The sequence below is a fragment of the Acinetobacter lwoffii genome (genome assembly GCF_024129855.1).
GTDB classification, from domain to species: domain Bacteria; phylum Pseudomonadota; class Gammaproteobacteria; order Pseudomonadales; family Moraxellaceae; genus Acinetobacter; species Acinetobacter lwoffii_L.
In genome coordinates, this window is sequence record NZ_JAMXXC010000002.1 from 45,837 (window position 1) to 59,169 (window position 13,333).

A 13,333-nucleotide genomic window follows, 5' to 3' on the forward strand; every position below is an offset into this window, starting at 1 on the left:
TTTTAGCCTGCTGTTTTTATCATCTTTGAACTAACAATTGAAAATGTTCAAGATTAAGCCGTTTTTTAATTCTGGATATTCTCTCAAAAACAGCGGATAAGTATTTGAAATACAGATGTAAAAGAAACAATACTATAACTTTACACTAGTTCTATCTGCGAACCTTTGATTTATACTAGCGGGATAACATTACCGGCTTTAAATCAGTTTAGCGACTTTATGAACTTAAAGAAAAATAAAAGACAGCTTGTCTGGGGTTTAAATCTGCTTGCATCGATGATGTATGGCAGCTTTGCTCATGCGCAGAGCATCAGCTTTCAGGATGCTGAACGTCAGTTGTTGCAAAACTCTTATAGCAGCCAAGCCTATCAAAGTCTGGAGCAGGCCTCAAAACTTGAAGCTGAAGCAGTAAAAGGCGTAGGTCTGCCGCGTGTCGATCTGAATGTTCGTGCGTATGCCTTTCATAATGAACTCGATCTGCCTTTAGGTGCATTAAAAAATAATTTAGAGCAATCCTTAACGGATGGTGTCAATAATAGAATTGATGAACTGAACTTAGGGGGTCTGGCTGACCCACTAAAAAATAGTTTAAGACAACCTATCCAAAATGGAGTTGGCTTAATTCCTGATAGTTCGAATGTCGTGCTGGATGATCAGGTGATTCGTCCGACGATTTCAGTCATGATGCCGCTTTATACCGGTGGACTGACAAGCAGCGCCAAAGAAATCGCCAATATTCAGGTCGGTCGTAGTCAGCTCAGCAACAAACAGCAGCAAGACACGCAGCGTTTTGAACTGATTCAAAGTTATTTTAATGTACAGCTTCAAAAGCAACTGCATGCAGCAGCACTATTTAACCTGAATGCCATGCAACAGCATTATCGCAATGCCTTAAAGATAGAACAGCAAGGTTTTATCAGTAAAGGCCAGCGCATGCAGTTTGAAGTGGCACGCAATAATGCCGAGCGCAGTCAGCAAAATACGCAGGCCAATTTGAATGCTGCCCTGTTCCAGCTGAATAATCTGCTTCAGGAAAGTAGCATCACCGAACTTTCGACGCCTTTATTTGTCAATAAAACCGAGCCACAGGCCTTAAATCATCTGCTGAAAACCTTTAGTCAGAACTCTGCGCTGATTCAAAAAATGCAGCTGGATACTCAATTAGCTCAAGCCAATGTCAAAGCCCAGCAAGCAGCGAAAAAACCGAATGTTTTTGCTTTTGGCGAATATAGTCTGGATCAAAATGAAAACTGGATTGTCGGGGTTGCCGCACGCTATAACCTGTTTTCCGGGATCGATAAAAACAAAAATATTCAGGCTGCCGAACTCAAACGCTCTGCCACAGAACTGCTCACTGCACGCACCCAGCAGGAAATTGAAAATCTGATTTATAAATCTTATAGCGAAGCCCTCAGTGCACAGCAAAGTGATGCGCTTCTGGCACAAAACTTGAAAGCCGCACAGGAAAATTTACGCATCCAAGAATTGTCCTTTAAAGAAGATATGGGCACCGCCACACAGGTCATCGATGCACAAAATATGCTGAGCGGATTACGAGCTGAAACTGCCTTGAATGCCTACAAATATGTGATGTCACTGGCTACCCTATTACAAAGCCATGGCTCGATTGCAGAATTTCCGAACTACATTCAACATACCAATACCCACTATATTCGCTAATGGAGCCGAACATGAACGAAGATCAAAAACCCAATGATCCTGTGAATAAAGCGGCTTCATCCAGTGATACAGAAAAATCTCCTGTGCAACAGGTAGAAACAAAGACTGAAATAGAAAATAACGCGACGACTTCGACCGAGCAACAACAAGCTCCTGAAATCGCTAAAAAGAAAAAATATTTATTGCTCGCCCTGATTCCAGTTCTGCTGGCAGTCATCGCTTTTGGATTATGGAAAAGCTACCAACCGGCTCCGCTGGAATTGCAGGGTCGTGTAGAAGCTGAAACGGTTCAGGTGGCGACCAAAGTGCCAAGCCGTATTGAAGAAATTTATGTAGAAGAAGGTCAGCAGGTCAAAAAAGGTGATGTACTGGTGCGCTTAAACAGCCCGGAGATTCAAGCAAAAAAACAGCAAGCCGTAGCGGCTTTACAATCTGCGCTGGCCTTACAATCGACTGCTGAACGTGGCTCGCAAGAAGAAAATATCGCCAGCCTGTATGCCAACTGGCAATCGCTGAAAGCACAGCAAAATTTAGCCAAAGTTTCTTATGAGCGTGGTGCAAATTTATTTAAGGAAGGTGTGATTTCACGTCAGCGCCGTGATGAATTGTATGCAGCCAGTCAATCAGCGGCGCAAATGACTGAAGCAGCTTATCAGCAATACGCACGTGCCAAACGTGGCAGCACTTCGCAGCAAAAGAGTTCCGCCGATGCACAGGTAGATATTGCCCAGGCTGCGCTGGATGAAGCCAATGCTTTAGAAGCAGAAACCCAATTAGTTGCACCTGTAAACGGAACGGTATCTAAAACCTATGGCAAAGTCTCGGAGCTGGTAGCCACCGCAGTCCCTGTGGTCAGCCTGATTGAAGATCAAATGTGGGTGAGCCTGAATATTCGTGAAGACCAATATGCCCCGTTTCAGAAAATGAGCAGTATTGCAGGTTATATTCCCGCCCTAGATAAAACCGCCACTTTTAAAATCAAGCAGATCAGTGCTGAAGGTGAATTTGCCACCATTAAGACCACACGCCAAACCGGCGGCTATGATGTCAGAAGTTTTAAGCTGCATCTTGTGCCCGTACCAGCGATTTCTGAACTCAAAGTCGGGATGAGCGTGTTGTTTAAACTGAAAGAGACCCCATAATGTGGACGGGTATATGGCGCGAATTGCGCTATCTGCTTCACGAAAAATGGGATCTGTGTCTGGTCACGCTGGCACCTGCACTGGTGATTATTTTATTCAGCAGCATGTTTGCCCAAGGTAAACCCGATCATCTATCGATTGCGATTATTGATCAAGATCAGAGTGCGCTGAGTCAAAGCATTTATCAGCATGTGGCACTGAATCATACTCTGAAAATTGCTACGGTGTCGGAACAAACAGCTGAGATTGAGCGCCTGCTAAATCAAAATAAAATTTGGGGTTATATCCATATTCCAAGCGGCGCCGAGCAACGTCTGGTTCGTGCTCAGGATGCTGACATCAGTATTGCCTTTAACCAAAGTTATTTCAGTATCGGAAATACCATTTCGTCTGCCATGCTGGTTAGTACCCTGCAAGCACTCGCTGAATTTAGCGGACAGCAATATCTGGGCAACCGGCTGCCCTCTCTCGAAGCACCGTCACCGCATATCAAAATATCGCCACTGTATAATCCGCAGCTGAATTATGAATTCTATCTGGAACCCTATGTCATTCCGGCAATTCTGCATTTACTACTGTGTTGTTGTGTGGCATTTTCCGTCGGTCAGGAACTGAAGCGGCAGACCTTAACAAGCTGGGTCAGCAACTCATCCATCTGGATGGCATTGCTGTCTAAGAACCTGGTCTATGTGGCTATTTTTAGTCTATGGACCTGGATCTGGATGTTCTGGCTGATTGAAATTCGCGGCTGGTTTGTTGCCGGCTCGCTCGCTCTGATTCTATCGGCACAATTTCTGCTATATAGCGCTTATGCATTTTTAAGCAGTGCAGTGGTTCTGGCAACCAAAGATTTAAGTAAATCTTTTGGCATCATTGCGGTCTATGGCGGTTCATCTTTAAGTTTTGCCGGTGTGACTTTACCTTTAAATAATGCGCCCCTATTCACCCAGTTTTGGTCCAATATTATTCCGTTCACGCCCTATGCCAAATTACAAACTGAACAATGGGTGATTGGTAGTCCATTGCATATTTCACTGCAAGCTGGATTAATGCTGCTGATCTATGCCCTAGTCTACGCTCTGCTGGCTTATCTGTTTCTTAAAAAAATCGCCAAAGGAGCAACACCATGAAATCCCTTTGGTTTTACTATCTACAAAGCTTCAAAGATATCGTCAGTCACGGCACGATCTTTACCACGCTGATTCTATCCGTCTTGTTTTACAGTTTTTTTTATCCAACCGCTTATCAGGCACAGCAGGCTGAAGCCTTACCGATTATTATTGTCGATGAAGAACAAAGTAACTTAAGCACCCGTATTATTGGTCAGGTGGCACAAAGCCCCAATGTGGAAATTCAGGCAATTACCGGCAATTTCGCCGAAGCCAAACAATGGGTGGAGTCACAAAAAGCCGATGGCATTTTACTGCTGCCGGACAATTTATCGCAAAGCTTAAGGCATGGTGAAACAGGTGGCATTGGCCTGTATTTAAGTACAGCCAACTTTTTAGTGACCAAACAAATTGGTCTGGGCTTAGCCACATCAGTTGAGCAAACTTTGGCAGACTATACTGAACGCTTTAGCAAGGTCTCGGATTTTTCACCAGCCCTTTCTGTGCATCAAATTCCTTTATTTAATCCACTGTCCGGCTATGGCAGTTATGTCTTTCCTGCGGTTGCACCCTTAATTATCCACCAAACCATTCTTTTGGGTTTGAGTATGCTGATTTTGGTATATCGGGAAAGAAAAGTAGAATTAAACGCAAATGCGTTCATTGGTATGGGTTTAGCAGTCTTTACTATTGGCTGTCTGGGATGTTTCTATTTATTCGGTTTCAGCTTCTGGCTGTTTGATTATCCGCGCGGTGGCAACCTGTTCGGGATGCTACTGGCTGTTCCGGTTTTTATCTACACGATAATTGGCATGACCTGCCTATTTGCCAGTTTTCTGGATCTGCCAGAACGTGCGGGTCATGTGATTGTATTCACTTCCATTCCACTGTTCTTTTTATCTGGTGCGGCCTGGCCACATGCTGCCATGCCCATCTGGATGCAAGTCATTGGTGAAATCCTGCCTTCCACCCAAATTGTGCAGATGTTTATTCAACTCAATCAGATGGGTGTACCTACCGCACTGGTCTTGCCTAAATTGCTTTATCTTGGAATGATCGGCAGCTTGTGCTTTTTCCTGGCTTATCGACGTTTAATTTCTAGTCATCAAAGCAGATAGAGCATTATAGTAATGCTCCTATTCCACTTATTTATTTGACTCGCCAAAGACCTGAATATTGAAATTACGAATCTTGTTGCTACCATTCGGCTTATCAAAACTCACATCATACTGAACCAGATTCTCCGGATAGGCAATTTCATAACTGACCTTATATTGTCCAGGCTGATTGATTGCTTCTTCAATCTCTTTGGTCATCAAAGTCTTAGACTTGTATTCACCTTGAGGAATTGAACGTGAAAAGCGTTTCATCAGCTTTTCATTATCCTTAAACTGGGTTTGCAACTGCGGTTCTAACTGATCCAGAAATTCCTCATATTTCCCGTCACGCAAATCCTCATAAGCCAGCTGTGCCGCCTTTTCCTGTTCAGGACTCGGATTCGGAATATTGTCCATTGAATTACAGCCAGTCAATGCAACCGCTGCTGCCAACAACATTAATTTGGTTTTCATCGCTTACCCTTATGCAGTCAAGGTTTATAAAAAAGGACGCCGAAGCGCCCTTTTTATCAGTAAAAAACTTATTCTTCTACTGAATTTTCACCATCTTTTGCAACTTGCTCAGTTTCAGCTGCTACATCTGTTTCTGCTACTAAAGATTCTGCACCTTCAATCGCTTCAACAAACTCATCTTCTTCAACCGCTTCGATTGAAACGACACCAACCAGCAATTCCTCATTACCTAGGCGGATCAGACGAACACCCTGTGCGTTACGACCGGTTTGCGCTACTTCAGATGCACGGGTACGAACCAGCGTACCGCCATCAGAGATTAGCATCAGTTCTTTAGAAGCATCGATGGCAACAGCGCCCACCAATTGACCGTTACGTTCAGAGGTCTTGATCGCAATCACGCCCTTACCGCCACGTTTCTTGGTCGGGAAATCATCTACTGGAGTACGTTTACCATAACCATTTTCAGATGCACACAGTACTTCGCCAGTTTCAGGTACAACAACCAGTGATACGATTCGGCTAATCAATGCTGAATCTGAACCATCTTCGTCATCAGACTCGATCTCAGTTTCATCATTTTCTTCTAGCTGTGCAGCTGCACCAATAGTCACGCGCATACCACGTACACCTTTGGCAGAACGGCCCATTGAACGTACATCAGTCTCTGCGAAGCGAATGGCTTTACCTTCGTTCGAGAACAACATGATTTGCTGTTCGCCGTCGGTAATCGCTACACCAATCAGGGTGTCATCGCCATTCAGCTCAATCGCACGTAAACCGTTTGAACGAACATTCGAGAACTGTTCAAGCTCTACACGTTTAATCGTACCGTATTCAGTCGCCATAAACACATAGAAGTTTTTACGTACCGCTTCAGCCTGCTGAGCAAAGTCATTGATGATGTCATCATCAAGATCTGTTGCAGAAAGCTCCAAGCCCAACTGTTTCAATTGAATACGCAATGCATCAGAAATATCATCTGCACCATCTTCAGATTCTGTCAGCGCTGCTTCAAGCTCGGCAAAATGAGCATTGATCACTTCATTGCTTTGCAACTGCGCTGCATTGGCTTTTACAAATGCCTTGAAGTCAGCCAGACGTTCTTTGAATTTCTTCGGCGCGTCAATCACAGGCAAGATCGCGGTAATAGTCTCGTTTTCATCCAGTGGCAGCAAGTTCACCATTGGGCGACCTTTGGCACCACGTGATGCTTGCGGCACTTCATAGACTTTCAGACGATAGACCTTACCAACGTTGGTAAAGCAAAGTACCGTCGCATGACTTGACGTCACAATCAGATGTTGAATGTAATCATCTTCTTTCATGCTGGTCGCAGATTTACCACGGCCACCACGACGCTGTGCAGCGTAATCAGACAATGGTTGAGTTTTCGCATAACCTGATTTCGATACCGTCAGCACCATTTGCTCTTCAGGAATCAGATCCTCACGAGAGAAATCGATACGTGACTCGACAATCGACGTTTTACGTGCATCGCCATACTGCTGAAGAATCAAGGCCAGCTCTTCACGAATGACATTCATCAACAGATTAAAGTCATTCAAAATTGCAGTCAGTTCAGCAATTTGTGACAGGATTTCACTATATTCAGCATGTAACTTGTCTTGTTCCAGACCAGTTAAACGGTGTAAGCGAAGTTCCATAATCGCATTCACTTGGGTTGGTGACAGACGATAAATCTCGCCATCCAAACCAAACGGGCGACTTGGGTCTTCACCTTCAATCTCATCTGGGCGTACAGAAACTGAACCGGCTTTTTCCAGCAAGGCCAAAACACCGCCACCAGCCCACTCACCTGCCTGCAAACGCTCACGCGCTTCAGCCGGATTCGCAGAACTCTTGATGGTTTCGATGATGGCATCAATATTCGCCAGGGCAACGGTTAAACCTTCCAAGATATGACCACGTTCACGCGCTTTGCGTAATTCGAACATAGTACGACGCGTGACCACTTCCTGACGGTGACGGATAAACGCGGCAATGATGTCTTTCAGGTTCATCAATTTTGGTTGGCCATTGTCCAGACAAACCATGTTGATGCTGAAAGAGTTTTCAAGTTGCGTGTTCTGGAACAGGTTGTTCACGATCACTTCAGCGTTTTCACCGCGCTTCAGGTCAATCGCGATACGCATACCGTCTTTGTCAGACTCGTCACGAAGCTCTGAAATACCTTCCAGTTTTTTCTCTTTAACCAGTTCAGCAATACGCTCAATGGTTTTTGCTTTATTGACCTGATATGGAATTTCAGTGAAGACAATCGTGGTGCGGCCATTCTTCGGATCTTCTTCGAAATGGTATTTACCACGGATATGCAAACGGCCCTTACCGGTACGGTATGCATCGACGATACCTGATTTACCGTAAATGATGCCGCCTGTCGGGAAATCCGGACCAGAAATATGTTCCATCAATCCTTCAATGCTGATTTGAGGATCATTGGCATAGGCCAGACACGCATTCACAACTTCAGTCATGTTATGCGGCGCCATATTGGTCGCCATACCAACTGCAATACCAGTGACACCATTAATCAATAAGTTCGGAACACGGGTTGGCATGACTTGAGGAATACGCTCAGAGCCATCATAGTTGTCTTCCCACTCGACGGTATCTTTTTCAAGATCCGCTAACAGTTCGTGGGTCAGTTTACGCATACGCACTTCGGTATAACGCATGGCTGCTGCGCTGTCGCCATCGACCGAACCGAAGTTACCTTGACCATCAACCAATTGGTAACGCAAGCTGAAATCTTGCGCCATACGTACAATGGTTTCGTATACGGCAAAATCACCATGCGGGTGATATTTACCAATCACGTCACCGACTACACGTGCAGACTTTTTATAAGCTTTGTTATAGTCATTGCCTAATTCGTGCATTGCGAAAAGCACACGACGATGAACAGGTTTTAAACCATCTCGTACATCGGGCAATGCACGTGACACAATCACGCTCATCGCATAATCGAGATATGAGCTTTTAAGTTCATCCTCAATGGCAATCGGTCTAATTTCCGATACGCTCATGCATACTCCTTATTCTACAAGCCAATTTTGGCTTGTATTTATATGTCGTAAAACTAGCAAAATCATTAACTCAAACGACTGAGTTAAAAACTAAAATACAGCCCTAAATTATAGCATAAACACTTGTATTTTTGTGTCGAAATATTCAGCTTAACCTTGTTAATTATCTTCATTTTAGTGATCATTTTCTTGTTATTTCAAAACCGAAAATCAGCGCATCCAGACAGGATTTTTCAATACCCAAAATTTTGAAAAATACAGGAGTACAAAAACAAAATGCGCTAATCAACTGGCGCATCTTCATCGTTTTTTCTATATTTTTATTGTGCCTGGTTCAGTACTTTACGATAGCTCAGCACGGCCACAATCAATAAAACTGGCAATAACATTTCTACCCCTTCCTCAATGGTCATAATCATGATTTGAGTATGTGGCACCAACTGGATGCCGAATTCTTCTTTCAGGGTTGAGGTCGTGCGATCCAGCACCTTGCTCAGTCCGCCACAGGCAATGGTGAGGAAGATAAAAAAATGTGCAATATTCAAAGAATCTTTCATGCTTCGTATGGTTTGAACCAATTTTTTCGCCAGTACCAGAAAGACAAAAATAATCCCGAGCAATAAAATAAATCCGAGCAGCTTATCCATGAGCGGAATTTCAGCACTGCGATAGAAATTAGTTTTAATAAAACTCATTTCAAACACCTGCTTATGAAAATCCATTTCCCGCAATCCCAACAATGTCGCTGCTATAGCCGTAAACACTCGGGTATTAGGTTTGATTTCAACATTGAGCAAACACAGCACTGCCAGCAAGTACCATAACCATGGACTCATGACTTCAAAAGCGCCTGATTCACTAAATAAATACTGAGTCACCGCAGGCGGTGCATTCAGGGCAGTATGAATGCAAATACCCAGATAAAGCGCAATCAGCAGAAAACTAATGAACAGGATATGGGCGGCTTTGGAAAAGGACATGATTAAAAACAGGAGAAAAACCAAACCGGAATTTTATCACTTTTCATGCAAATGAAATACTCTAGTTTCGACTGCCGAGTATTTTTAAAATTTTTGCATAAAAAAACGCCCTTGCACAAAACAGGAAAGCATTGCTTTCACTGCCTGCGCAAGAGCGTTTTTTTAAAGCTGATTCAGGAATTAGATTTTAGAAACCAATTCTGGAATTACAGTGTTCAGGTCACCGACTAACCAGTAGTCAGCGACTGCATTGATTGGTGCTTCTTCATCTTTGTTGATCGCAACGATCACTTTAGACTCTTTCATACCCGCCAAATGCTGAATCGCACCAGAGATACCTACCGCGATGTACAGGTCAGGTGCAACGATTTTACCAGTTTGACCCACTTGCATATCGTTTGGTACGAAGCCAGCATCTACCGCAGCACGTGATGCACCTTGAGCAGCACCAAGCTTGTCGGCCAATGGATCAAGGATCTTGTGATAGTTCTCACCAGAACCTACACCACGACCACCAGAAACCACAATACGCGCAGCTGTCAGTTCAGGACGTTCAGACTTTACGATTTCTTCGTTGATAAACTTAGAAATACCCGCATCACCAGTAGACGCAGCAGCTTCAACAGCAGCAGAACCGCCTTCAGCAGCTACAGCATCAAATGCTGTACCACGAACAGTCGCCAATACGATGTTTTCGCCTGATTCTACAGTTGCAATTGCGTTACCTGCATAGATCGGACGTTTGAAAGTCTTAGGACCATCTACCGCAATGATGTCAGTGATCATGCTTACGTCAAGAAGCGCAGCTGCACGTGGTAAAATGTTTTTACCAGTTGTTGTAGAAGCAGCAAGGATATGTGTATAGCCTTTACCTAATTCAGCAACAAGTTTAGCCACATTTTCAGCCAATTGGTTTGCATAAGCAGCGTCATCAGCAAGTAATACTTTGCTTACACCCGCAACTTTAGCCGCTTGGTCAGCAACTGCCTGAGCGCCAGAACCAGCAACCAATACAGTGATATCACCACCGATTTTTTGCGCTGCAGCAACAACGTTTAAAGTAGCAGCGTTTAATGCTTTGTTGTCGTGCTCAGCGATAACTAAAATACTCATGATTTTTATCCTTCTGTATTAGATCACTTTCGCTTCGTTTTTCAATTTTTCTACAAGCTCGTCTACAGACTTCACTTGTACGCCAGCTTTACGCTCTGCAGGTGATTCAACTTTCACTGTTTTCAGTTTAGTTGCAGGGTTTACACCGAAATCTGCAGGTGACTTGGTATCCAGCGGTTTTTTACGCGCTTTCATGATGTTTGGAAGTGCCGCATAACGAGGCTCGTTCAAACGCAAGTCCGTGGTAATGATTGCTGGAAGTTTCAGCTCAACAGTTTGTAAACCGCCGTCTACTTCACGTGTTACTTGTACTTTATCGCCATCTACTTTTACTTCAGAAGCGAATGTACCTTGACCTGCACCCATTAGAGCGCCAAGCATCTGACCAACCTGATTCGAGTCATCATCAATTGCTTGCTTACCCAGAAGGATCAATTGTGGTTGTTCAGCGTCAACAACGCCTTTCAGAATTTTAGCGATTTCCAGCGCACCCAGTTGGCTGTCATCAGCTTCAACCAGAATACCGCGGTCAGCACCAAGCGCCATTGCAGAACGAATCTGTTCTTGGGCTTCTTTAGGACCAATAGAAACAACAATGATTTCTGAAACAGTTCCTTTTTCTTTTAAACGAACCGCTTCTTCCACTGCAATTTCACAGAATGGATTAATTGACATTTTAACGTTAGTTAAGTCAACACCACTGTTGTCCGGTTTAACACGAACTTTAACGTTGGCATCAACCACACGTTTTACAGCAACAAGAGCCTTCATGTAATCCTCGGCTGTTTTAGCAAATGTAAATGTTGAGAAAAGTTAGTGTAACTCTTCACTTAAATTTTTTTAGGTGCCCTATCTTGCAATGTGTACGGCATTTCGGTCAAGTCACAATTCAACAAAGAGGTGTAAAAATGCGTAATTTTCCCTGAACGATGCGTTCACAATTAATTGTTATCGTTTTATTACAATGAAATGTATCAATATTTACTTAAAATTTACCCATTGATTTATATTATTTTTTTATCTGATTAATCACATCAGAAGTTTTGATTGATCACATTTAATTTAAATTGATTTAAAGCAGCTTGAAGCAAAACAGCCGGAATATACGTATGTCAGCTTTTGTCATTTTGGACAGAACTCTTTTTGAGAGCGAATTAAACCTAATATAAAGACAAATTGACCAAATAATAAACCAGCGCATTGAATTCTACGCCGACAAAGTGAATATTTAATTTCAAATCTTCGCAATTATAAAAAAAGCATACTGCGAACAGTATGCTTCTTTGCAACCAGATTAATTGATGATGAGCCAGCTTGCAGCAAGTGCCAGTAAACCACCAGAAGTTCCATCCACCCATTTTTGTTTACGTTCATCCATTTGGGTTTTTTGGCTGATTTTGCTGAACAAAATACTTAAGCTACAATACACTACAAAAATCAGACTGATAAAAATAAAGGACAGGATCAAACCTTGGCTGACAGTATTGGCGGATTTATCAATAAACTGCGGCAAAATCGCAAAATAAATCAACATGCCTTTTGGATTTAACAGCGCAGTAAAAAAACCTTTTTTAATCGGATTGGCTGAGGTCTTTTTCTCAATGTTCAGCGCTTTTTTACTGAATACCGATTTGAGCAAATTAAAGGCCAAATACAACAGATACGCAATCCCAAGCCAGCGAATTGTTTCAAACAGCACCGGAAAAGAGATAATAATAGCCGCAATTCCGAGTGCCACCAGAATAGAATGCACCAGATAACCGCAACACACCCCTAAGGTTGCCATCATGCCTGCTTTTGCATCTTTACCCATCACTTGAGACAGGATAAATAACATATCGGGTCCAGGCGTAAAAATCAGGGGAAGCACGGTCAGTGCAAAGAGTACAAATACAGACATTTCCTTTTCCTTTCAAACTCCAGAAAGTGAAACAAGTATCTGCGATTTTTTACAAAATTGGCTTTCAATTTATTTTATAATAAGTATTATTTTTCGAATATTATTCTAATTTATGAAAATATCCACCAAGTCTGTGCGGGTAAAACTTGATCGAATTGATAAAAATATCATTCGACATTTACAGTCCAATGGCCGTATTCAGAATAATGATCTGGCACGTGAAATCGGACTTTCACCTTCATCCTGTTTACGCCGGGTAAAATTACTGGAAGATGCAGGCGTGATTCAGAATTACACGACTATTGTCGACCAACAAAAAATTGGTTTTCAGCTGATTTTATTTTCACGCATCTGGTTAGTCGGTCAGGATGCCGAAACCATTGATACCTTTATTGAGGCGATGAAAGAATTGCCGCAAGTGATGGAGTGCTACATTATTTTGGGAGAGAGCGATGCCATGTTGAAAGTTGTGGTGCCTGATCTGGAAAGTTACCGTAAATTTCAGTCGACCCATCTGACCAAAAAAAATGGTATTACCAGTGTCAAAACAGATTTACCGAGTCAGATTATTAAACAGAGTTTCCAGCTGCCTTTAGAAGATTTATAGGCAAACTGATTTTAGACAACGACGCTATGTTCTTAATTTAAGATTTGCATAATCGTATGCTTGCTTAAACCATAACATGTGCTGCAAGCGCATAGATTGAAAGTTCTACTATAAGAAAAGGTTGCCTATAGAAGACAACCTTTTCCTCTTGAGCAAAGCCAAATCACAGGACTGAATCTTA

11 protein-coding genes are annotated in these 13,333 nt (G+C 42.9%); 5 read left to right on the forward strand and 6 right to left on the reverse strand.

Features of this window, described 5'->3' with window-relative positions; genetic code table 11:
• The first annotated feature begins 219 nt into the window (after window positions 1-219).
• From NI465_RS02015 to NI465_RS02030, 4 genes are read left to right on the forward strand one after another with little or no spacing between them, the layout of a single operon-like run.
• The gene (locus tag NI465_RS02015; protein ID WP_253144138.1) at window positions 220-1,680 is read left to right on the forward strand and encodes a TolC family protein; all 1,461 of its coding nucleotides are present in this window, start codon (window positions 220-222) and stop codon (window positions 1,678-1,680) included.
• An 11-nt stretch (window positions 1,681-1,691) separates the two neighbouring features.
• Entirely contained in the window at window positions 1,692-2,822 is a 1,131-nt protein-coding gene (locus NI465_RS02020; RefSeq protein WP_159373134.1) for an HlyD family secretion protein, read from the forward strand.
• Window positions 2,822-3,952 carry an ABC transporter permease gene (locus tag NI465_RS02025; RefSeq protein ID WP_159373135.1) on the forward strand — a complete coding sequence of 377 codons (1,131 nt, stop codon included), beginning with the start codon at window positions 2,822-2,824 and terminating at the stop codon, window positions 3,950-3,952. The genes NI465_RS02020 and NI465_RS02025 overlap by 1 nt, the downstream gene beginning before the upstream one ends.
• Complete coding sequence (locus tag NI465_RS02030; protein ID WP_253144140.1) at window positions 3,949-5,049, forward strand: ABC transporter permease; 1,101 nt, start codon at window positions 3,949-3,951, stop codon at window positions 5,047-5,049. The genes NI465_RS02025 and NI465_RS02030 overlap by 4 nt, the downstream gene beginning before the upstream one ends.
• 27 nt (window positions 5,050-5,076) lie before the next feature.
• On the opposite strand, the gene NI465_RS02035 is transcribed toward NI465_RS02030, so the two are convergent.
• The 6 genes from NI465_RS02035 to NI465_RS02060 form a co-directional block, all read right to left on the reverse strand.
• The gene (locus tag NI465_RS02035) at window positions 5,077-5,502 is read right to left on the reverse strand and encodes a DUF3887 domain-containing protein (protein ID WP_148334288.1); all 426 of its coding nucleotides are present in this window, start codon (window positions 5,500-5,502) and stop codon (window positions 5,077-5,079) included.
• Window positions 5,503-5,570: 68 nt separating this feature from the next.
• Window positions 5,571-8,552 carry a DNA gyrase subunit A gene (gene gyrA, locus NI465_RS02040; RefSeq protein ID WP_180037133.1) on the reverse strand — a complete coding sequence of 994 codons (2,982 nt, stop codon included), beginning with the start codon at window positions 8,550-8,552 and terminating at the stop codon, window positions 5,571-5,573.
• Between the two features lie 320 nt (window positions 8,553-8,872).
• Window positions 8,873-9,532 carry a hypothetical protein gene (locus NI465_RS02045; RefSeq protein WP_005252479.1) on the reverse strand — a complete coding sequence of 220 codons (660 nt, stop codon included), beginning with the start codon at window positions 9,530-9,532 and terminating at the stop codon, window positions 8,873-8,875.
• 180 nt (window positions 9,533-9,712) lie between these two features.
• The gene (locus tag NI465_RS02050; protein WP_004280494.1) at window positions 9,713-10,645 is read right to left on the reverse strand and encodes an FAD-binding protein; all 933 of its coding nucleotides are present in this window, start codon (window positions 10,643-10,645) and stop codon (window positions 9,713-9,715) included.
• 18 nt (window positions 10,646-10,663) lie between these two features.
• Window positions 10,664-11,416 (reverse strand): electron transfer flavoprotein subunit beta/FixA family protein, encoded by a 753-nt coding sequence (locus NI465_RS02055; protein ID WP_004280496.1) that lies wholly within the window; start codon window positions 11,414-11,416, stop codon window positions 10,664-10,666.
• Window positions 11,417-11,939: 523 nt separating this feature from the next.
• The gene (locus NI465_RS02060; protein ID WP_004645711.1) at window positions 11,940-12,545 is read right to left on the reverse strand and encodes a LysE family translocator; all 606 of its coding nucleotides are present in this window, start codon (window positions 12,543-12,545) and stop codon (window positions 11,940-11,942) included.
• A 112-nt stretch (window positions 12,546-12,657) separates the two neighbouring features.
• On the opposite strand from NI465_RS02060, the gene NI465_RS02065 reads away from it, so the two are divergent.
• Complete coding sequence (locus NI465_RS02065) at window positions 12,658-13,152, forward strand: Lrp/AsnC family transcriptional regulator (RefSeq protein WP_180086254.1); 495 nt, start codon at window positions 12,658-12,660, stop codon at window positions 13,150-13,152.
• The last annotated feature ends 181 nt before the right edge of the window (window positions 13,153-13,333 follow it).